At 61.3% G+C, this 21176-nt stretch carries 23 protein-coding genes; 15 read left to right on the top strand and 8 right to left on the bottom strand.

The window, feature by feature from the left end; all coding sequences use genetic code 11:
- Nucleotides 1–18: 18 nt before the first annotated feature.
- Complete coding sequence (locus C4J84_RS09395) at nt 19–1179, bottom strand: cysteine desulfurase family protein (RefSeq protein WP_124435214.1); 1161 nt, start codon at nt 1177–1179, stop codon at nt 19–21.
- Between the two features lie 233 nt (nt 1180–1412).
- On the bottom strand, nt 1413–1682 hold the full coding sequence (locus C4J84_RS09390; RefSeq protein ID WP_124366498.1) for a hypothetical protein: 270 nt from the start codon (nt 1680–1682) through the stop codon (nt 1413–1415).
- Between the two features lie 339 nt (nt 1683–2021).
- Between C4J84_RS09390 and C4J84_RS09385 the strand changes: the two genes are divergently transcribed.
- Nucleotides 2022–3125 (top strand): sigma-54-dependent Fis family transcriptional regulator, encoded by a 1104-nt coding sequence (locus C4J84_RS09385; RefSeq protein ID WP_124403615.1) that lies wholly within the window; start codon nt 2022–2024, stop codon nt 3123–3125.
- Here C4J84_RS09385 and C4J84_RS09380 read toward each other — a convergent pair.
- Nucleotides 3114–3479 carry an antibiotic biosynthesis monooxygenase gene (locus C4J84_RS09380; RefSeq protein ID WP_124403614.1) on the bottom strand — a complete coding sequence of 122 codons (366 nt, stop codon included), beginning with the start codon at nt 3477–3479 and terminating at the stop codon, nt 3114–3116. The genes C4J84_RS09385 and C4J84_RS09380 overlap by 12 nt on opposite strands.
- Nucleotides 3480–3578: 99 nt before the next feature.
- Between C4J84_RS09380 and soxR the strand changes: the two genes are divergently transcribed.
- Nucleotides 3579–4019 (top strand): redox-sensitive transcriptional activator SoxR, encoded by a 441-nt coding sequence (soxR, locus tag C4J84_RS09375; RefSeq protein ID WP_124435213.1) that lies wholly within the window; start codon nt 3579–3581, stop codon nt 4017–4019.
- A gap of 47 nt (nt 4020–4066) precedes the next feature.
- Here the strand turns inward: soxR and C4J84_RS09370 are convergent, their stop codons facing one another.
- From C4J84_RS09370 to C4J84_RS09355, 4 genes are read right to left on the bottom strand one after another with little or no spacing between them, the layout of a single operon-like run.
- The gene (locus tag C4J84_RS09370; RefSeq protein ID WP_124435212.1) at nt 4067–5314 is read right to left on the bottom strand and encodes an MFS transporter; all 1248 of its coding nucleotides are present in this window, start codon (nt 5312–5314) and stop codon (nt 4067–4069) included.
- Nucleotides 5311–6036: a 2OG-Fe dioxygenase family protein gene (locus tag C4J84_RS09365; RefSeq protein WP_124435211.1), complete on the bottom strand. Its 726-nt coding sequence runs from the start codon at nt 6034–6036 to the stop codon at nt 5311–5313. Before C4J84_RS09365 ends, C4J84_RS09370 begins: the two co-directional genes overlap by 4 nt.
- Before the next feature lie 4 nt (nt 6037–6040).
- On the bottom strand, nt 6041–7408 hold the full coding sequence (locus C4J84_RS09360) for an acetyl-CoA carboxylase biotin carboxylase subunit family protein (protein WP_124435210.1): 1368 nt from the start codon (nt 7406–7408) through the stop codon (nt 6041–6043).
- Nucleotides 7409–7438: 30 nt separating this feature from the next.
- Nucleotides 7439–8593 (bottom strand): KamA family radical SAM protein, encoded by a 1155-nt coding sequence (locus C4J84_RS09355; protein WP_124435209.1) that lies wholly within the window; start codon nt 8591–8593, stop codon nt 7439–7441.
- Between the two features lie 667 nt (nt 8594–9260).
- Here C4J84_RS09355 and C4J84_RS09350 point away from each other — a divergent pair.
- From C4J84_RS09350 to C4J84_RS09315, 8 genes are read left to right on the top strand one after another with little or no spacing between them, the layout of a single operon-like run.
- Complete coding sequence (locus C4J84_RS09350; RefSeq protein ID WP_124429185.1) at nt 9261–10460, top strand: PepSY domain-containing protein; 1200 nt, start codon at nt 9261–9263, stop codon at nt 10458–10460.
- Nucleotides 10460–10996 carry a thiamine pyrophosphate-binding protein gene (locus C4J84_RS09345; RefSeq protein WP_124435208.1) on the top strand — a complete coding sequence of 179 codons (537 nt, stop codon included), beginning with the start codon at nt 10460–10462 and terminating at the stop codon, nt 10994–10996. Before C4J84_RS09350 ends, C4J84_RS09345 begins: the two co-directional genes overlap by 1 nt.
- Nucleotides 10997–11010: 14 nt before the next feature.
- The gene (locus tag C4J84_RS09340; protein WP_256658985.1) at nt 11011–11322 is read left to right on the top strand and encodes a hypothetical protein; all 312 of its coding nucleotides are present in this window, start codon (nt 11011–11013) and stop codon (nt 11320–11322) included.
- A complete protein-coding gene (locus C4J84_RS09335; protein ID WP_124429183.1) occupies nt 11319–11879 on the top strand; it encodes a DUF6162 family protein in 561 nt (186 codons plus the stop codon). Before C4J84_RS09340 ends, C4J84_RS09335 begins: the two co-directional genes overlap by 4 nt.
- A 19-nt stretch (nt 11880–11898) precedes the next feature.
- Nucleotides 11899–12819, top strand: a complete 921-nt coding sequence (locus C4J84_RS09330; protein WP_124370224.1) for a metal ABC transporter substrate-binding protein — start codon at nt 11899–11901, stop codon at nt 12817–12819.
- On the top strand, nt 12816–13559 hold the full coding sequence (locus C4J84_RS09325; protein WP_124362050.1) for a metal ABC transporter ATP-binding protein: 744 nt from the start codon (nt 12816–12818) through the stop codon (nt 13557–13559). The genes C4J84_RS09330 and C4J84_RS09325 overlap by 4 nt, the downstream gene beginning before the upstream one ends.
- On the top strand, nt 13556–14455 hold the full coding sequence (locus tag C4J84_RS09320) for a metal ABC transporter permease (RefSeq protein WP_124435207.1): 900 nt from the start codon (nt 13556–13558) through the stop codon (nt 14453–14455). The genes C4J84_RS09325 and C4J84_RS09320 overlap by 4 nt, the downstream gene beginning before the upstream one ends.
- The gene (locus tag C4J84_RS09315; protein ID WP_124435206.1) at nt 14455–15423 is read left to right on the top strand and encodes a metal ABC transporter solute-binding protein, Zn/Mn family; all 969 of its coding nucleotides are present in this window, start codon (nt 14455–14457) and stop codon (nt 15421–15423) included. Before C4J84_RS09320 ends, C4J84_RS09315 begins: the two co-directional genes overlap by 1 nt.
- 2 nt (nt 15424–15425) lie before the next feature.
- Here C4J84_RS09315 and C4J84_RS09310 read toward each other — a convergent pair whose 3' ends face one another.
- Entirely contained in the window at nt 15426–16139 is a 714-nt protein-coding gene (locus tag C4J84_RS09310) for a UTRA domain-containing protein (RefSeq protein WP_124362047.1), read from the bottom strand.
- A 347-nt stretch (nt 16140–16486) separates the two neighbouring features.
- Here C4J84_RS09310 and C4J84_RS09305 point away from each other — a divergent pair, with 347 nt between their 5' ends.
- The 5 genes from C4J84_RS09305 to C4J84_RS09285 all read left to right on the top strand — a co-directional run bounded on the left by C4J84_RS09305 (nt 16487) and on the right by C4J84_RS09285 (nt 21174).
- Entirely contained in the window at nt 16487–17563 is a 1077-nt protein-coding gene (locus C4J84_RS09305) for an ABC transporter substrate-binding protein (RefSeq protein ID WP_124366480.1), read from the top strand.
- Nucleotides 17564–17752: 189 nt separating this feature from the next.
- Nucleotides 17753–18559, top strand: coding sequence for an alkaline phosphatase family protein (locus tag C4J84_RS09300; protein ID WP_124435205.1), 807 nt, complete (start codon nt 17753–17755; stop codon nt 18557–18559).
- A 5-nt stretch (nt 18560–18564) separates the two neighbouring features.
- Complete coding sequence (locus tag C4J84_RS09295; protein WP_164485241.1) at nt 18565–19401, top strand: ABC transporter permease subunit; 837 nt, start codon at nt 18565–18567, stop codon at nt 19399–19401.
- On the top strand, nt 19388–20188 hold the full coding sequence (locus tag C4J84_RS09290; RefSeq protein WP_124370219.1) for an ABC transporter permease: 801 nt from the start codon (nt 19388–19390) through the stop codon (nt 20186–20188). Before C4J84_RS09295 ends, C4J84_RS09290 begins: the two co-directional genes overlap by 14 nt.
- Complete coding sequence (locus C4J84_RS09285; protein WP_124370218.1) at nt 20185–21174, top strand: ABC transporter ATP-binding protein; 990 nt, start codon at nt 20185–20187, stop codon at nt 21172–21174. Before C4J84_RS09290 ends, C4J84_RS09285 begins: the two co-directional genes overlap by 4 nt.
- The last annotated feature ends 2 nt before the right edge of the window (nt 21175–21176 follow it).

Here is a 21176-nt window from a genome sequence, read left to right as displayed (position 1 = left end):
TGCACTGCGAATGAAGTTTCAGACGGCCCAGAACGCCGGTGCGCTGGCCAGTGCCGACTTGATCAGTTGTACCGCTTCGTCGATATCCCGCTCGGTGGTAAACCGGCCCAGGCTCAGGCGAATGGTACGGCCGGCGCTGCGAGCGTCATGCCCGAGGGCCAGTAGCACATGGGACGGCGCGTTGCTGGCCGAATTGCATGCTGAAGTCGCCGAAAAGGCAATTCCTGCACTCAACGCAGCCGCGTTGAACTCACCTTCATTGAACGTAAGGCTAAGGGTATGGGGGATTCGCTGTGTGGGGCTGCCGTTGAGGTGCACACCCGCGATCGACGCCAACTGATCCAGCAGACGCTGACGCAAGGCTACGATCTGTGCCTTCTCCTCGGCGAAAGACGCTGCTGCCAGGGCGAACGCCGTGCCCATGCCCGCAATCTGGTGAGTGGCCAGGGTACCCGAACGTAAGCCGCCCTCATGCCCGCCACCATGAATCTGCGCCAACACCTTCTGCTGCGCACGTGGTCCTACATACAACGCGCCTATGCCCTTCGGACCGTAAAGCTTGTGCGCGGAAAACGACATCAAATCCACCGGCCACTGCGCCAGGTCTATGGCCACCTTGCCCGCCCCTTGCGCCGCGTCCACGTGAAACAACGCCCCTTGTTCGCGCACCCGTGCGCCGATAGCCGGGATGTCGTTCAACGTGCCCAGCTCGTTATTGACCAGCATCAGCGACACCAGAAAGGTGTCTTCACGCAGTGCCTCACTGACCGCTTCGACACTGATCAAGCCATCGGCATCAGGCACCAGATATGTCACCGCCACACCGGCTTCCTGCAACTGCCGCGCAGTGTCGAGTGTGGCCTTGTGCTCGATCTGGCTGGTGATGATATGCCCGCCCGCCACGCCACGCGCCTGGGCTACACCCTTGAGTGCAAGGTTGTTGGACTCGGTGGCGCCGGAGGTCCAGACGATCTGCTCGGGCTGGGCGCCGACCAGTTCGGCCACCTGGTGACGCGCCTGCTCGACCGTTTGCCGGGCCGCTTGGCCGAACGCGTGGGAACTGGACGCCGGGTTACCGAAATTGGCATTGAAACCCAGACACTCAACCATCACCTGGATGACCCGCTCATCCACCGGTGTGGTGGCGGCGTAGTCGAAATACAACGGACGTTTATTCATGGCGTTAAAAACTCGCAGAGCGTGTTCCCGAGAACAGTGTCGCGGGGGCATCGAACAGAACAGAGGTCGTCAGGTTTAACTGATCAGATGCCGTTATAGAAGGACCACTTTATGAAAATGTGCGTAGGAACGCTCCTGAAATTCAGCTTAACAGGCTGAAGTCACGCCATGGAAAACAAAAAACCCGAGTTTCCTTATGGGAACACTCGGGTTCTTCACCGCAACAGAGCCGCTCAACTGGGGCGATCCTTCAGGGCTACGTTGCGCTCGGCGTTCATCTCGCCCTGATGATCAAAACCAAAGGTTTTTTGTGGCTGGCCGGTCAATGCCGCCCGCTGCTGTTGATAGTCATCGAAGGACAATCCGCGGCGGCTCAGCGCTTCCAACGCCAGCTGTCTGGTTTCCTGTTCCGTATAAGGACGCAATTCAGGCGCCGGATGGGTTGCACATCCAGCGAGCACAGCGGTGACAAGCAACAGCGAGATGGCGAGTGAACGGTTCATGGCGGTAGCCCTGCGAAGGAGGTGTCGGGTCAATGAACACAGGCTACTCCCGCCCCTGCCCAGGGAAAAATCACCGTCCTCGATAGTGGCTATCAACCGTTGCAGCAGTCTCAATAGGCACAGCCATATATTCCTTTAAGATCTATAAATATGTAAATCGATTAATTTACGGAATATAAGAATCCCTCTATAAACACCGCAATGCTGCCCGCCCACGCCCCAGCGTGCAGGCCACAGCACTGCTCAAAGCCCGCTGGATTACAAACTCCACGCATTGCATGACCGGGCGCTGAACCCGGCCCTGCCGATTCCCACGTTCTATTCCTAAGAGAGGTGCCCATGCAGCTGTTGACCCTCCCACCCTCGCCTGCCCTCGCGACCTCGATCCGTGCCACGGCTCAGGTGTTCGAAGACCCGAAATCCCGGGCCCTGCTCGACCATATCCAGCAAGTGGCGCCCAGCGAAGCCAGCGTGCTGATCATCGGCGAAACCGGCACCGGAAAAGAACTGGTGGCACGGCATATCCACAACCTCAGCGCGCGGCGCAACCGACCCTTCGTGGCGGTGAACTGCGGGGCGTTCTCTGAATCCCTCGTCGAAGCCGAGCTGTTCGGCCACGAAAAAGGTGCCTTTACCGGCGCCCTCAGCGCCAAGGCGGGCTGGTTCGAAGAGGCGGACGGCGGCACCTTGTTCCTCGACGAAATCGGCGATCTGCCCATGGCTATTCAGGTCAAGTTGCTGCGCGTGCTGCAGGAGCGCGAAGTGGTGCGCCTGGGCTCGCGCAAGAGCATTCCGATCAACGTCCGGGTACTGGCGGCAACCAACGTGCAACTGGAAAAGGCCATCAATGCCGGGCACTTCCGCGAAGATCTCTACTACCGTCTCGACGTGGTCAGCCTGGAGCTGAGCCCCCTGCGCGAGCGTCCCGGCGATATCCTGCCACTGACCCGACACTTCATCGAAGCCTACAGCCAACGCCTGGGCTACGGTCCGATCACCATCAGCCGTGAGGCCGAGCAAAAACTGCGCAGCTACAGTTGGCCGGGCAATATCCGCGAGCTGGAAAACGTGATTCACCACACCCTGTTGATCTGCCGCAACAGCGTGATCGAACGCGACGATCTGCGCCTGTCGAACCTGCGCATCGAGCGCCAGGACGACAGCCAGCACGGCACCGACAACAGCGCCGAAGCGTTGCTGGCGCGCGCCTTTCAAAAGCTGTTCGAGGAACAGGCCGGCGCCCTGCACGAAAAAGTCGAGGATGCACTGTTACGCGCCGCTTACCGCTTCAGCCATTACAACCAGGTGCACACCGCCAGCCTGCTGGGCTTGAGCCGCAACGTCACGCGCACGCGCCTGATCAAGATCGGCGAGCTGGCGGTCAACAAGCGCCGACCAGGGGAAAACCTGCAGGGCGAGCGGATGCTGCACCTATCCATTTAGGCGGCAGTGCAAGGCGTCGTCATGGCTGCGCTCAAAACTGCGCAGCACCTGGAACGAATCAAAGGTCACCGCCCTGGCCTGATGCGCCCGGATCAGCGTCCAGAGGTCTTCGCCGCCCTGCTCGAAGCGCCGGAACGCCGCCTCGCCATCCTCGCGGGATTGCCATTGCAGGCAGTTGAGCACCCGCCGCCCATCATCGCTGACCTGCACGCTCGCACTCAAAAAGCCGCCATGGTTCTCGGCCAGTCGCTCGCTCTGGAGGGTCAGGGCGGCCACCAGGGCAGACTGCTGGCGGGGGTCGATCTGAAACTCGATCAACTGCGTGAAGCTGCGATTCTTCTCTGATACCTGCATGAACACTCCCCTTTCTCCGTAGGCAGAATCTTGCGATCCAGTGCTCGGCAGGGTAAAACCTCTAGTTAAGTCAAGGTCAAGTGATGAATCGGGGTTTTTATGCTCAACAAGGAACTCAGCGTTGGCCAGTTGGCTGCCCGTAGCGGCGTCGCCGTCACGGCCCTGCATTTCTACGAAACCAAGGGGCTGATCAAAAGCCATCGTAACGCCGGCAACCAACGGCGCTACACGCGGGATGTGTTACGGCGGGTGGGGGTGATCAAGGTTGCCCAGCGCCTGGGCATTCCATTGGCGACCATCGGCGAGGCGCTGCAAGCATTACCTGAAGGCCGCACACCGACGGCCAAGGATTGGGCACGCCTGTCGGCACGCTGGCGGGAAGACCTGGATGAGCGGATCAACAAGCTGGTGCAACTGCGCGACAAGCTCAATGGCTGTATCGGCTGCGGGTGCTTGTCGATGGACGCCTGCCCGTTGCGCAACCAGGGTGACCAACTCGGTGAGCGCGGGCCGGGAGCGCAGTTGCTTGAACCCAGTTGAGGCGCTACCCAGGTGGGAAGGGGCTCACCCCCTCCCACCGATCGCTATCAACGCGTGGGCGGTGAACCCGACACGTCCGGCCGGTTTCGGTAAGCCATGCACCCCAGCCACAGGGTCATTACCGCCAGCGCCGTCAGCGGTAGCCCATGGAACAGCACAATCACCTGGGCCGGCGTCCACGTCAGGTAGAACGGCCCGACCACCAGCATCCCCACGCCGAAGCCCGCCATTTGAATCAGGGTCAATAAACTGAACAGCGGCAGGCGCAGGCTATCCGGTTCACTTTGCGCACGCGAGACCAACGCCACTTCAGACAGCCCGTCTCCCAACCCCGCCCACACCACCAACAGCAGCGCCAGCCACAATTGGGTTTGCTGGAACGTCAGGATAAAGCCGCTGGACATCAGCGCCACGCCGAACATGAACAACCGCTCCATGCTCGGCGTGCCGCGCCCCTTTAACAGCGCACTGGCGATACGTGCCCCGATAAACTTGCCGCAGGCCCAGACCGCCAGCAGATACCCCATCACCGTTTTGGCCGTGTCCGGGGAAATGTACTGGGACAGCACCGGCCAACCGACGTTATGCGCCGCGCTGCCAAGGGTGTCGAGCATGCTGATCAACAACATGGCGGCCAATACCGGCGCGCCGCGCAGCCCCTTGGTCAACTCGCGCCATTCGGCCGAGAGCCCGCGATGGGCGGCGATGGCAACGCAGTACAACCCGCGCAATGGCAGCACCAGGCAAGCGGCAATCACATAGGTGCCGATATTCACCGCGAACACCGCCTCGAATCCCCCGGTGGCAATCAGCAACCCCGATAGCAGACTGCCGAACACCGCGCCGGTGGCGGCCGCCGAGGTGATCCAGGCGTTGGTGTTCACCCGCTGTTCAGGGGCAACCCAGATGGGCAACTGACTGTTGAGGCCAATGGCAAACAGCGAATTGCACAGGCCGATACCAAAGGCAATGAACGGCAACAGGCTGAGTTGATGGGTGGGGATCAGCAGCAACAGCGGCGTCAGCAACAACGCTCGCGCCAGGTCCAGCCCCGCCAACGTGCCGCGCCCGGCAAAGCGCCGGAAAAACGGGATGCCAAACAGGCTAGCGACAATGCCACCGGTGACGCGGCACGCCAGGAAGATGCTGACGAACACCACGCTCTGGCTGAGCCAGTAGACATAGGTGGACAGGGCCACCAGGTTGAGAAAGGCGCCAAAGTCCGAAACGCCGCGAGCAAAAATGATCAGCCGCGCGTTGCGGGTCGACAGGTACAGCTGTTGATCGAGGCTCATGCGGGCGGCGCCTCTTCATCAGCGGGCACGCTGCGCAGGCTGACCAGCAGCATATCGCGCCACGCGGGAGTCGAATCGTCCTTCGGCCGTACATCTCCAGCGCGATGGTAGAGCCTGCGATCATTGACCACGAGGGTTTCCAGGAACCGCTCCATGGGCACATTCAACACCCGACTGTGCTCCGCTTCGCTGGTGAACACTTCCGACACCACCGGCACCGTGTTGTGCTCGCCGATAAAATGCATGAACACCCAATCCAGGCCATCCTGATGAATCCCGGACGTGGTGGGGCTGCTCGCTTGCGCATCCGCACGCACGCGGAACTGGTGGATGTCGATGGTGTAGCTCTGTTCGCCCAGGTGCGGTGCGATCACCGCCAGGTCGGTGGCCAGCAGCTTGCGCATCAGTGGATGCTCGATAAAGCCTTCCTCGCTATAGCTCAAGTGGTTCACCCCCTGTCGATAGTTGATGGCGTAGGTGACCGGCGACTTGAACGCGGTGCTCCTGTCGATCTGCAACTGCCGTGAAGGTGATAAACGATAGCGCAGGATCCGCCGTTCGCGATGGGTGTACGCCTTGAACGCCTCGTCGCGCACCAGGTTGGCCCAGTAGGCCCGGAAACTTTGTTCTTCTGCGGGCTCGACATTGACCAGTTCGCCAAAGTCACGGCGATGGCAGTAATGCTGCTCGCGCAACTGCGCGCTAATTCGTGGGATGTCCATATCGCTAGCCTGCCACTGGGTTGTCGATGATAACGCGCAGATGCTGACTGACCGCGTCATGCAGCGCGTGGGCATCGGCAGCGTCGTCGACCTTGGCCCAGCACTTGAGCAGATAGTGCTCCTCGATGTCCGCATCGATCATGTGGCCCGGCTCCTGCTGAGCGTACTCCAGCACCGCTGCGTTACGGTCCAGGTACTCCATGCCTTCGATGCCCTCGAACCGGCCGCTGTGCTGCGGGTAAATCGCTAGCATCGCGTAATGCTGCCCCGTCTCGGCAACCTTGCGTGCCCCCGCCTCCAACTGCGCAGTGACATCCTGCTCGCCCGTCAACAACGAGAGATACAGTTGGTAGGGATCGATACCGGCCAGGTCACGCAACGCGGCGTTCACATAGAGCCCGCCCACGCGTGGGTTGATCTCGATCACCACCGGCCCTTGCTCCGTCATGCGGAACTCGAAATGCACCACGGCGTTGGTCAGGCCGACCGCGTGCAGGCACGTCACGGCGTACTCGCGGATCTGCGCGCACTGGCTGTCGGTGAAGGAGGTCGGTGGGGAAATCAGCAGGTTTTCCAGGACCGTGCCACTGCGCTCGGTCAACAGTAGCTTTTCGTTGATCAGCAGCGGATGGACGCGCTCGCCGGCCACCACACATTCCACACTGCCTTCGATACCGGGTATGTAGCCCTCCAGCAAGAGACTGCGCCCGGGGATGTAGTCGTGCCGTTGGTCGTCGTCTTCCGGCAGGGTGTGTGCACAGCCGTAGAAATCCGCATACGCGGCGCCAGCGTGATCCCTGACGAACAGCGCGTAGTGGCTGCGCAGCTCGGCCCAATTGGCGCACTTCTTGATAAACGCCGAAGCCCCGCCAAACGGCGGTTTGGCGATCAGCGGGTAACCCACCCGCTCGGCATTCTGCTGGAGTTGTTGTTCGTCATTGCACAGCGCAAACGGCACGGAACGAATGGCGTGCTGTTTCAGTACCCTGCGCATCAGGAACTTGTTGTTGCACGCGGCAATCGCCTCGGGACTGCTGTGCACCAGGCCCAGGCGCCGGGACGCCCGTGCCACGATGCAGCCGACTTCGCCTTGCGCAGACGGATGACCGGCCTGGCAGAAAATTCCGCGAATCTGATACTGCTCATCGAGCTGGCCAACCAGGTCGAGGATGGCCTCCTCGTTGAGTGCGTCGAGCAGGAACACCGCATCACTGTCATCCCTGAGCCGTTGCAGATGCCTGCGCCCAGTCACCCCCGCCGTCAGGCACACCAGGCCCTGGGCGCGGGCAACCGCAAAATGCGGCTCTCGGTAGTTATAACGGACAGCAGTACTGTCATCGACATCAATAAAAAGAATGGCGTCTTGTTTCATCACTTATACCGCCTCAGTCCATACGTTGATTCAGGCATCCTGCCAACTGCACCACTGCCCTTCCCAGTTGCGGAAGCGGTAATGGCGCTGCCCGTCGCGAACTTCGAAGTGCGGTAAATTCTCAGGTTTTTCAAAGTCCAACAGCGGCACCGTGAACTTGCCTTGTGCGTGCGGTAGAACATATTCAGGCAGGGCGATATTAGACACTCGCCGTTTGAGGCGATCCATGATCGCGATGGCCTGGCTGATCGATGCCTTATATTCCGAAGCACCGGGTGAAAACGGCATGAAGTGATATAAGTAATACGGTTTTACGCCCAGACGATAAAGATCGATAAACAATTTATGCAGGGTCGCTTCATCGTCGTTGACGCCCCGTAACAATGGCATATTGGAAAAGACAATCGGCACGACGCTCTGAATGCGTTTGACCGCCACCACAAAGTCAGGGCTGAGTTCGAGCGGATGGCACACGTGCACGCCAAAGGCATTGACCTTGTACTTTTCCAACATCGCGATCAATTCATCGGTCACGCGATACGGGTTGAAGCTCAGGGCCCGGGAGTGAATACGGATCAGCAAGTCATCACTGATCCCGCGCAGGGCGGCCAGGTACTCGTCGAGCTTGCGGTCGGCCAGCATCAACGGGTCGCCACCGCTGAGAATCACTTCCTCGATGGCCGGGTTGCCGCGGATGTACTCGACCGACTCCATGAAGGAATCCTTGCTGGCGTTGGCCTTTTCAGTGCCCACCTGCAGCGTGCGCAGCGCTTCGAAGCAAAACTGGCAATAGGCATTGCAGGTATTGGTGATGCGCAGGATGACGCGATTGTCGTACTTGTGCTGGCAGATGGGCGTCTTCATTTCATGGCCCAACTCCCAATTTTCGGAAGTGCCATCGTAATCACCCTCGACCTGCTCGCTCCAATACGGCACCACTTGCCGCCATAGCGGGTGGTCCGTGACCGCGCCGGTGGTAAGAGAACGCTTGATCAGCTCGATGTAGTAGGGCGTGATCTGCATCTTGCGCCCTTGCAGGTTGTGTTCGATATGCGCGGTGGTGTCCTCGCCCCACCCCCCACAGGCATCGCGAAGTGTCGGTTCATCACGCAACGCATTCTTCTGCTGCCAGCGCCAGTCTTGCCACTGTACTGAGCGATGAATGTCTTGATCGTAAATTGACATGAGTGCGTACTCTCTGTTCAGGCATATGAATGCGCGCTTTCCCTGGCGGGAACAGCGATATTCGCAACAATGACAATCGACTCGGGCGACGGGCCGCGATCAAAAGGGATGATTCAATCAGCCGCGCGGGGACGGTATAAGTTTATTATTCCAGGGTGCGGATGAACGACTGATACGGCCATGTAATAAACTTCCTTTTTAGCGTTATTTGACTTCCAAGCCGACACCTACTTAAGCGGAAGGTCTCTACGCCGTCAATACAATATCTTTGCTTTTTTTCCGACTTATACCAGCCCTGCGCTCATCTGCCTGTAAACAGGGGTATCTCATGGTTAAAATGGGTTAATTTAAAATCTAAATAATACTGACAAATAATCCTCCGGTGTTTGCCGGTGCATTTTTATACTTATGCAACTACGTACTCCAGCGAATTCAACTTAGCCTTCAGTTTGCGCTTCGCATGCCCTATGAACCTCGGCGCCATCACCGAAGACCATCGCCCGCGCATACGACGCCGTTGGGTCCTTGAAACATTTTCTTTCATTTCCCCCTTGGGGATTTCTCATTCTCATCCGTCTTAACTTAGATACAGCCCGTCGCGTCAGCAAAAGCTACGACTGGCCTTTTCCGGGCTTCCATCGCCCCTCCGATCAAGACCCTCATTCACATGTCGAAGAAGTCACGCTCAAAACTCTGGTTTCTCGTACACAGCTGGCTGGCGCTGCCCATCTGGTTCTTTGTACTGATCGTCTGCGTCACCGGCACCCTGGCGGTGGTCAGCCAGGAAATCGTCTGGCTGGCCAACCCGGACATCCGCGCGACCAAGCCGTCGGATGATGCCCAGCCGCTGAGCTTCGACCAGGTAATCGCCGCCATCAAGCGCGACGAGCCCCAGGTCATCGTGCGCTCGATTATCCGCCCCGACGAATCACACTTCGCGTTGACCGTCGGCCTCAGCTACCCGGACGGGCGTTCCGTCGAGGCCTATGCCAACCCCTACACGGGCGCCATCCAGGGCATCAGCCCATCGTTCGACTTCAAGCAATTTACCCGTGCCCTGCACGGCTGGTGGCTGGTGCCGTTCACCAATGGCTACAGCTGGGGTTGGTACCTGGTGTCGCTGCTCGGCCTGCCCTTGCTGGCCTCATTGGTCACCGGGCTTGTGGTGTACAAGCGTTTCTGGAAAGGCTTTTTGCGCCCGACCCTGCGCATCCGCCACGGCGCGCGCATCTTCTGGGGTGACTTTCACCGCCTGAGCGGTATCTGGTCGATCTGGTTCATCGCCGTCATTTCCATTACCGGCACCTGGTTCCTGATCGAGGCGACCCTGGCCGACAATCAGATTTCCATTTCCAGCGAGCCCATCGTGCCGGTGATTGCCCGGGAGAAGGTGCCGCTGTCCGCCCCCGGCGTGCCTGCCCCGATGATTGCCCTGGACGAAGCGATCAAGATCGCCACCCAGCGCATTCCTGGGCTGGAAGCCACGTTTGCCTTCCTGCCGCTCAATGCCTACAGCCACCTGCAGATCGGCGGGCGCGGCTGGTACCCGCTGATGTTCCAGACCGCGCAACTGAACCCCTACAGCGGTGAAATCGCGGTCTCGCACCTGCTGTCCGACCGCACCACGCTGGAGTTCGTCACCGAGTCCATGCGCCCGCTGCACACCGGTGACTTCGGTGGCCTGTGGATCAAGCTGATCTGGGCCTTCTTCGGCCTGGTGCTGAGCATGATGGTGCTGAGCGGCTTGCTGATCTGGACCAAGCGCACCGCCCTGGCCACCCTCCACGCCCTCAAACGCGAGGCCAAGACCCAGCGCCCGCCTGTGCCCATCCCTGCCCTGCAGGCTGAAACCTCGGAGACGCACTGATGAGCAAGGTCGCGACCAAACCCTCTTCACCCCTGCGCGCCGGGTGGCTGAAGTGGCGTTTTCATATAAACATCCTGCTGTTGCTGGTGCCGCTGGGGTTCATGCCCAAGTATTTTGCCGATGCCGCGCTGTTTCGCGGCGATGCCGGCATCGGCGAGCGGGTCGCCGGGGACGTTCAAGTCGGCCCCTGGAGCCTGGCCCTCGCGGAATTTCGCAACGAAGGCCCGCGCCCGGACCCGGCCGGCCCGATGAAAACCTTTAACGCCGCCCTGTGCGCCACCTGCGCCGAGCAGGTCAAGGCCACTTACCTGCGCATCGGCAAACCGCGCAGCCTGCGGGCGGCCGGGGTGATCTTCTTTGGCACGCCCTACCGCATGGGCGCCGTCCTGCCGGTGCCGGAGCGCACGCCGGTCGACGCTGAACTGTGGGTCACCATGGAAGGCTGGGACGGCAGCATGCACCAGGGTTCCATTCCACTGAGCCAGGCCTCGCCCGCCACTGTTGCCTGGCTGAACAAGCAAGGAGTCAAACCATGATGTTCAAGCGCCTGATGCGCGCCGCTGGCGTGCTAGTGCTGAGCGCCGGCTTCACTGACGTGGCCTTCGCCCACAACCCGATGTGCGAATGCAAGGAAATCCCCGGCGAGCAGATCCAGTGCAAAGGGGGGTTCTCCGATGGCAGCGGCGCTCCGGGCGTGACCCTGGATGTGATCGGCTACGACGAGACCATCCTGGTGCCGGGCAAGCTCGGTGAGGATTCGACCCTGACCTTCAAGAAACCCGCGGCCGAGTTCTATGTGCTGTTCGATGCCGGCCCCGGTCACGTGGTGGAAATCGACCAAGCGGACATCCAGGCGCCATGAGTACCGTACAAGTAGTGCGCCCGGCCGGCGCGGGTCATGAAACCCTTTACGTGCTGTTGCTGTGCCTGATCATCCTGGCGGTGTCGGGAACGGTGGTGGCCTTGCACAGCGAGACCCAGGAGCTCGCAGCGGTGCCAAGCCACCAACTGGATGCGCGACGCGACCTGAGCGCCGCCGAACAGGGCATCTACGCCGACCTGCGGGTGACCCTGGATGAAATCCACTTGCTGCAGCAGGAGCAAAACGCCCTGCCGACACCGGACCAGTTGGCCCAGGAGGGCTTTGCGCCGTTTGCCCAGGACGCCAGTTCCGTCAGCCGTGGCGATCATCGCTGGCAGCTGCTCGCCCCCTCGGCTTACCTGGGCTTGAGCCAGGCACCGGGCACCAGCGGTTCGCTGTTGATGCGCGTGCAGGGCACCGAGCCGGATATCTGGCTCAACCGTGGCAACGACCTGGCTGCCCCCTCCGACCTCACTGACCAGGCGCTGATTGCTGCCGGCTGGCGGCAAGTGGTCGCGCAATTCGATGCTGGCGTGACCCGCCAGCACCGCCACTGAACGAGAAGACCGATTGCCCATGTCCATTTCATCTCCCCTGTTGCGCCTGTTGCTGGTTGGCCTGTTCAGCCTGGTGCTCGCGCCCCTGGCGAACGCCGAGGCGGGTAAACGCCTGCGCATCGGCATCACCTTGCATCCTTACTACAGCTACGTGGCCAACATCGTCGGCGACAAGGCCGAGGTGGTGCCACTGATTCCCGCGGGGTTCAACCCCCATGCCTACGAACCGCGCGCCGAAGACATCAAGCGCATCGGGACCCTGGACGTGATCGTGCTCAATGGCGTGGGGCATGATGACTTCGCCGACCGCATGATCGCCACCAGCGAGCGCCCGGACATCCCGGTGATCGAAGCCAACGCCAACGTGCCCTTGCTGGCCGCCACCGGCAATGCCGCGCGCGGTGCGGGCAAGGTGGTCAACCCGCACACGTTCCTGTCGATCAGTGCGTCGATTGCCCAGGTCAACAACATCGCCCGCGAGCTGGGCAAGCTCGACCCGGACAACGCCAAGACCTACACCCAGAACGCCCGCGCCTACGGCAAGCGCCTGCGCCAGATGCGCGCCGATGCCCTGGCCAAGCTGACCAGCGCGCCCAACCCGGACCTGCGCGTGGCCACGGTGCACGCGGCTTATGACTACCTGCTGCGCGAGTTCGGCCTGGAAGTCACCGCCGTGGTCGAACCGGCCCACGGCATCGAGCCCAGCCCCAGCCAGTTGAAAAAAACCATTGATGAACTGCGCGCCCTGGACGTGAAAGTAATTTTCTCGGAAATGGATTTCCCGTCTTCCTATGTCGACACAATCCAACGGGAATCCGGGGTCAAGCTGTATCCGCTGTCGCATATTTCCTACGGTGAATACAGCGCGCAAAAGTATGAGGTGGAAATGACCGGCAACCTCGACACCGTGGTTCGCGCGATCCAGGAGTCGGGAACATGACGGCGGCGCAACCGCTGAACCTGGCCTGTGGCCCGACCCTCGACTTTGACCAGGTGTCGCTGACCCTGGGCCGCACCGTGATTCTCGATGAAGTGAGCTTTCAGGTGCGGCCCGGCAGCATCCATGCGTTGGTCGGCCCGAATGGCGGCGGCAAAAGCTCGCTGATCAAGACCCTGCTCGGGCAAACGCCGCACCAGGGCCGCTTGAGCCTGGAGTGGCCGGGCAGCCCCGGCACCATTGGCTATGTGCCCCAGGCCCTGGAGTTCGACCGGGGTTTGCCGATGACCGTGGATGATTTCATGGCCGCCATGTGCCAGCGGCGGCCGGCGTTTCTCGGCCTGTCCCGGCACTACGCCGGTGCGATTGGCGAGGCGCTGGAACGGGTCGGCATGCAGGACAAGCGCAAGCGGCGCATGGGCGCCTTGTCCGGCGGTGAACGCCAGCGGGTATTGCTGGCTCAGGGGCTGATTCCGGCGCCGCAATTGCTGGTGCTGGATGAACCGATGTCGGCCCTCGATGAGGCTGGTATCCAGGTGTTCGAGCGGCTGTTGAATGACTGGCGACTGGCCGGGATTACCGTGCTGTGGATCGAGCACGACCTGGAGGCAGTCGGGCGCCTGGCCGACCGCGTGACCGGCTTGAACCGCCGCGTACTGTTCGACGCCACGCCGAAACAGGCACTTACCCCCGACCGCCTGCTGACCCTGTTCTCCACCCACCCTCGGAGCCTGGCGCAATGAGTTATGAAGCGTTTCGCCTGATGGTCCAGGGCTGGGCCTCTTCTGGTTATCTGCCCGAGGCACTGGCCTACGGCTTTGTGGTCAACGCCCTGCTCGCCGGTCTGCTGATCGGCCCGGTGCTGGGCGGCCTGGGCACGCTGGTGGTGGTCAAGCGCTTTGCGTTTTTCTCCGAAGCGGTCGGGCATGCCGCGCTGACCGGCGTGGCCGTGGGCATTCTGCTCGGAGAACCCTACACCGGGCCCTACGGCAGCCTGTTCGGCTACTGCCTGCTGTTCGGCATCCTGCTCAACTACCTGCGCAACCGTACCGGCCTGGCGCCGGATACGCTGATCGGCGTGTTCCTGTCGGTGTCCCTGGCGCTGGGCGCAAGCCTGCTGCTGATCCTGGCCGGCAAGATCAATGTGCACATTCTGGAAAACGTGCTGTTCGGTTCGGTGCTGACGGTCAACGGCAACGACCTGCTGGTGCTGGCGGTCGTCGGTTCGCTGGTGATGGCCCTGGCGTTGCCGCTGTACAACCGCATCATGCTCGCCAGCTTCAACCCGCAATTGGCGGCGGTGCGCGGAGTGGCGGTGAAGACCCTGGACTATCTGTTCGTAATCCTGGTGACGCTGATCACCGTCGCGGCGGTCAAGGTGATCGGCGCCATCCTGGTCGGTGCCCTGCTGGTGATCCCGGCGGCGGCGGCGCGGCTGCTGAGCCAGTCGCTCAAAGGGTTCTTCTGGGTGTCGGTGGCGATTGCGACCGTCAGCACCCTGTGCGGCATCCTGCTGCCGATCATCTTCGACCTGCCGGTGCCTTCCGGCGCCGCAATCATCCTGGTCGCCGGTATCGCCTTCGCCCTCGCCGCGATCGCGCGCGGTACGGTGCCCAGCCTCAAAGGGAATCTTGGATAATGCGCCCTGACTTTCGCCCACTGGCCCTGGCCATGGCTTGCCTGATCAGCACCCCGTCGTTCGCCGTCGTGGATGGCTTTCAAACCAGGGACTTCGTCGCCAACCATGGCCTTGGCCATGCCGCGCTGACCAAGCCCAACACAGTAAAACCGGTCAAGGTGCTGGCCTCGTTGCCGATCACCTACGGCCTCGCGCAAGTGCTGCTCAAAGGCACCGATGTGCAGCTCGAACGCGCCGCCCCCGCCAACCTGCCCGGTTCGCGGCAAGTGTCGTACTTCACCGGGCGCGGTGCGCCAGCGCTGAGCCAACTGGCCCAGGATGCCGATGCCGCCATCGGTCTGCGCTCGCTGTGGGCGGACGACCCGCTCTACCCCGTGGCGCGGCGCAGCAATATCCGCATTGTCGAAGTGGACGCCGCGCGCCCGGTGGATGGCGGCTTACCGGGCATCGCCGTACAGCCGGGCGTCAGCGATGGCTTGAACAGCCAACCGTGGCAGTCGGGCAACAACATGGGGCGCATGGCCGATGTATTGGCGGCCGACCTGAGCCGCCTGGCGCCGGGCGCCAAACCGCAGATCGACGCGAACCTGGCCGCGCTCAAGCAGCGCCTGCTCGAGCTCGCCGCCGACAGCGAGGCGCGCCTGGCCCAGGCCGATAACCTGAGTGTGGTCAGCTTGAGCGATCACTTTGCCTATCTGGTCAGCAGCCTGAACCTGGAACTGGTCAGTACCGATGCACGACCGGATGCGGACTGGACGCCTGAAGCGCTGCAACAGCTCAGTGCGCAGTTGAAAACCAATGATGTGGCGACGGTGCTGCACCACCGCCAGCCGAGTGAGGCGGTGAAAACGGCGGTCACGGCTGGCGGCGCCACCCTGCTGGTGTTGAATGTGGACGGTGCCGACCCGGTGACGGAGCTGGAAACCAATGTGGATCAGGTGATCAAGGCACTCACACCCTCGCCATAGCCTCAAACCACGTCCACACCCACATGAATCGCATCATGCCGCCAGAACTCCAGGTCGCAGTCGATCAAGCGCTGGTGCTGGTCATAGTTGACCCGGGCGATCCGCAAGCCCGGGCTGCCCACCGATACGCGCAACGCAGCGGCGGCCTCCACCGGCAGTGAGGTCGGTACGATCTCGAAACGCACCCGTCCATAGTGCAAGTCGTACTTGCGCGCATACAGTTCGGTCATCGACTGATTCAGGTCGCACGCCAGGATCCCAGGAAAATACTGCGGGTTCAGGTAGTGCTCGACGTACAGCACCAGCCGCCCGTCGATCCGCCGCCCCCGGCAAATCTGGATCACGCTGGACAGCGCCGGCAACTGTAACCAGGCGCAGACCGCCGCCGATGCGGGTTGCAGCCGTGCAGAAATCACCTGGGTCGATGCCACCCGGCCCTGGTCGTTGACCATCGCGTGAAAGTGGCTGCGCTGCATCAGGTTGTAGGCCAACCGAGGCGGCGAGACGAACCAGCCTCGGCGCTCCTCGCGATAGATCTGCCCTTGGGCTTCAAGCTGTAACAAGGCTTCCCGCACGGTAATGCGCGTGGTACCAAACAACTCGCTGAGCTTGCGCTCGGCGGGCAGTTTGCTGGCGGGCGGCAACAGGCCGTGGTCGATCTGCTCCTGCAGTGCCAGCCCGATGGAGGTTACCGCTTTGATTGCCTCGTCACGCATCAACGTTACCTATCTGGACTAGACCAGCACCATTCGAGTGCACATAAAGCTGCACAAACGCCCCGCCTCAATATTGCGCCAGCCTAGGCATTGCAGATGACCGACAGATGACAGCCGCATCACCCGCGTGCACCACACCCTGCAATACATCGGCCAAGTCCAGGCGCCACGGGCACTTGGGCATGGTCTACGCTAAGTCTGCGCCGAACGACATCAGCGCCTCAAAAACAACATCGACATGAAACTGTCATCCATCGCGTCTAGATTGGCTCAGGTATTGCTCTGACCTAGACCAACCACACCGCCTGCATAAAACGCCGCGTTGAAAACGCCCAAAGGAGCTTCGGATGAAACAGCTTTTCCTGGCATCACTGTTAGGCTCGACCATTGCCATGTGCACCGCAGCCATGGCCGCTGATACCGATCTAAAAACCCTGGAAGCCGCCGCCAAATCCGAGGGCGCCGTGAACAGCGTCGGCATGCCCGATGACTGGGCCAACTGGAAAGGGACTTGGGAAGACCTGGCCAAGACCTATGGCCTCAAGCACATCGACACCGACATGAGTTCGGCCCAGGAAATCGCCAAGTTCAAAGCCGAAAAAGACAATGCCAGCGCTGATATCGGCGACGTGGGCGCGGCCTTCGGCCCCATCGCGGTGAAGCAGGAAGTGACCCAGCCTTACAAACCGTCCACCTGGGCCCAGGTGCCGGATTGGGCGAAAGACAAGGACGGCCACTGGGCGCTGGCCTACACCGGCACCATCGCGTTTATCGTCAACAAGAAGCTGCTGCACGGCTCCGAAGTGCCCACCAGCTGGGCCGACCTGCAAACCGGCAAGTACAAGGTCTCGGTGGGTGACGTAAGCACCGCAGCCCAGGCTTCCAACGCTGTGCTGGCAGCCGCCATCGCCAATAAAGGCGACGAGAAAAACATCGCGCCGGGCCTGCAATTTTTCACCAAGATCGCCCAGCAAGGTCGCCTCTCGCTGTCCAACCCGACCATCGCCACCATGGAAAAAGGCGAAGTCGAAGTGGGTATCGTCTGGGACTTCAACGGCCTGAGCTATAAAGCCAAGATGGCCAACCCGGATGACTACGTGGTGCTGATCCCGTCGGATGGCTCAGTGAAATCCGGCTACACCACCATCATCAACAAGTACGCCAAACACCCGAACGCCGCCAAGCTGACGCGCGAATACATTTTCAGCGATGCCGGCCAGATCAACCTGGCCAAAGGCAATGCACGCCCGATCCGCGCCGAAACCGACCTGAAACTGCCGGCTGACATCGCCAAGAACCTGATCCCGGGTGAGCAGTACACCAAGGCCAACCCGCAGCCGATCAAGGATGCCGATGCCTGGGAAGCCACGTCCAAAAAGCTGCCGCAGCTGTGGAACGAGCAGGTCATCGTAGAGATGAAGTAAGCCTGTCGCCCACATTGGAAATCCACTGGAGATCCAATGTGGGAGGGGGCTTGCTCCCGATAGCAGTGTGTCATTCAACAGATTCATTGGCTGATCCACTGCTATCGGGGGCAAGCCCCCTCCCACACTTTTGACCTCGTTCCTCCAGGGAAATTGAGTCAAGTCTATTGCTGCGGAGCGCTCTCCCCCATGAAGCACCCTGTCATCCTTGTCGTGCTCGACGGCCTGAACTTCGCGGTTGCACGGCACGCCATGGGGCATTTGCAGGCCTATGTCGGCGCAGGACGCGCAGCCCTCTACACACTGGAATGTGAACTGCCTGCCCTGTCCCGCCCGCTGTATGAATGCATCCTGACCGGCGTTGCGCCGATCCTGAGCGGCATCGTCCACAACAGCGTCTCGCGCCTGTCCAACCAGCGCAGCATTTTTCATTACGCCCGCGATGCCGGCTTGACCACCGCAGCGGCGGCTTACCACTGGGTGAGCGAACTGTATAACCGCAGCCCCTTTCTCGCCGCCCGTGATCGTCATACCGACGATCAGGCGCTGGCGATCCAGCATGGGCATTTCTACTGGAATGACCACTACCCGGACTCCCACCTGCTGGCCGACGCCGAAAGCCTGCGCCTTGCGCACGCGCCGGACTTTCTGCTGGTGCACCCGATGAACATCGACGACGCCGGCCACAAGCACGGCCTCGACAGCGCGCAGTACCGCAACAGCGCACGCTCGGCCGACATCATTCTCGCCGACTACCTGCAGGGCTGGCTCGACGCCGGTTACCAAGTGCTGGTCACCGCCGACCACGGCATGAACAACGACCGCTCCCACAACGGCCTGCTGCCGGAAGAGCGCGAAGTGCCACTGTTTGTGCTGGGCGACGCCTTCAGCCTGGATGCCAACGCCGCGCCGAAACAGACCGAGCTGTGCGGTACCGTCTGCGAGTTGCTCGGCGTGCACCACGACAAGCCTGTCTGCCGGGAGTTGCTCAAGTGAATGCCATGAATCGCGGCAAATGGCTGGCCTTGCTGTGCCTGGTGCCCTTCGCGCTGTTCTTTATCGTGTTCGAAATCGCGCCGTTGGCCTGGGTGCTGATCAACAGCCTGCAAACCGAAGACAGCGGTTGGAGCCTGGAAAACTTCACGCGTATCTTCAGCTCGAAGTTCTACCTGCAGGCGATCCAGTTCAGCCTCGAGATCAGTTTCTACTCCAGCGTCTTCGGCATCATCATCGCCACCCTGGGCAGTTACTCCCTGCGCCGGGTCGATTCGCCGCTGCGCAACTTCGTCACCGCCTTCGCCAACATGACCAGCAACTTTGCCGGCGTGCCCCTAGCCTTCGCGTTCATCATCCTGCTGGGGTTCAACGGCAGCATCACCATCATGCTCAAGCAGGCGGGGATCATTGAGGACTTCAACCTGTACTCGAAAACCGGCTTGATCATCCTCTATACGTATTTCCAGATTCCCCTCGGCGTGCTGCTGCTGTACCCGGCCTTCGATGCATTGCGCGAAGACTGGCGTGAGTCGGCCGCCCTGCTCGGCGCTAATGGCTGGCACTTCTGGCGGCATATCGGCTTGCCGGTCCTGACGCCTGCGCTGCTCGGCACCTTCGTGATTCTGCTGGCCAACGCCCTGGGTGCCTACGCCACCGTGTACGCCCTCACCACCGGCAACTTCAACGTGCTGCCGATCCGCATCGCGGGGCTGGTTTCCGGCGACGTGTCGCTGGACCCGAACCTGGCCAGTGCCCTGGCCGTGGTGCTGGTGGCGCTGATGACCGTGGTCACGGTGGTCCATCAACTGCTGCTCAAGAGGAGCTACCATGTCTCGCGCTGAAGCCGGCCCGGCGTCGCTCTACCACCGGGTGGTGGTGTACATACTGTTCCTGATCCTGGTGCTGCCGCTGGTGGGCACCTTTGTCTATTCAATCTCCAGCAGCTGGTCGGCCACCATCCTGCCCGCCGGTTTCAGTTTGAAATGGTACACGCAGCTATGGAGCGACCCGCGCTTCCTGATGGCTTTCGCGCAATCGTTGCTGGTGTGCGTGGGCGCGCTGGTCCTCTCGGTGGTGCTGATCCTGCCGCTGCTGTTCGTGGTGCATTACCACTTCCCCAAGCTGGATGCGCTGATGAACATCCTGATCCTGCTGCCGTTCGCCGTGCCACCGGTGGTGTCGTCGGTGGGCCTGCTGCAGTTGTACGGTTCCGGCCCCTTGGCGATGGTGGGCACCCCGTGGATTTTGATCGGCTGCTATTTCACCGTGGCATTGCCTTTCATGTACCGCGCGATCACCAATAACCTGCAGGCGATCAACCTGCGCGACTTGATGGACGCGTCCCAACTGCTCGGCGCCAGCACCTGGCAAGCCGCGATCTTCGTGGTTCTGCCCAATCTGCGCAAAGGCCTGATGGTGGCACTGCTGCTGTCGTTCTCCTTCCTGTTCGGTGAGTTCGTGTTCGCCAACATCCTGGTCGGCACCCGCTATGAAACCCTGCAGGTGTACCTGAACAACATGCGCAACAGCAGCGGCCACTTCACCAGCGCCGTCGTGATCTCCTACTTCTTCTTTGTGCTGGTGCTGACCTGGGCCGCCAATATCTTGAACAAGGACAAAAGCCAATGAGCTTCGTCAGCGTCCAACACCTGCAAAAAGGCTATGCCGGCACGCCGGTATTCAGTGATATCAACTGCGAAATCGCCAAGGGCGAGTTCGTCACCCTGCTCGGCCCGTCCGGTTGCGGCAAGTCGACCCTGCTGCGCTGCATCGCCGGGCTGACCTCGGTGGACAGTGGGAAAATCCTGCTGGACGGCCAGGACATCGTCCCGCTGAGCCCGCAGAAACGCCACATCGGCATGGTGTTCCAGAGCTATGCGCTGTTTCCCAACATGACCGTGGAGCAGAACGTTGCCTTCGGCCTGCGCATGCAGAAGGTCAACGCCGACGAGAGTCACAAGCGGGTGCAGGATGTACTGCAATTGGTGGAGCTCAAGGACCTGGCCGGCCGTTACCCGCACCAGATGTCCGGCGGCCAATGCCAGCGCGTCGCCCTCGCCCGTTCCCTGGTGACCCGCCCGCGCCTGTTGCTGCTGGATGAACCGCTGTCGGCGCTGGATGCCCGGATTCGCAAACACCTGCGCGAGCAGATCCGCCAGATCCAGCGCGAATTGGGGCTGACCACCATCTTCGTCACCCACGACCAGGAAGAAGCCCTGACCATGTCGGACCGCATCTTCCTGATGAACCAGGGCAAGATCGTGCAGAGCGGCGATGCCGAGACCCTCTATACCGCGCCGGTGGATGTCTTCGCAGCCGGTTTTATCGGCAACTACAACCTATTGGATGCCGACAAGGCCAGCCAACTGCTGCAACGTCCAATCAGCGGGCGCATCGCGATCCGCCCCGAAGCCATCGAACTGAGCCGCAGCGGCGAACTCGATGCGCTGGTGCGCAGCCACAGCCTGTTGGGCAACGTGATTCGCTACCGTATCGAAGCGCGTGGCGTGGAGTTGGTGGTGGATGTGCTCAACCGCAGCGCCGACGATCTGCATCCGGACGGCCAGCGCCTGGCACTTTCCATCGACCCCAGCGCCCTGTGTGAAGTAGCCTGAAG

The organism is Pseudomonas sp. R11-23-07 (genome assembly GCF_003852295.1).
Classification (GTDB): domain Bacteria; phylum Pseudomonadota; class Gammaproteobacteria; order Pseudomonadales; family Pseudomonadaceae; genus Aquipseudomonas.
This window is presented reverse-complemented; position numbering and strand designations above follow the sequence as displayed.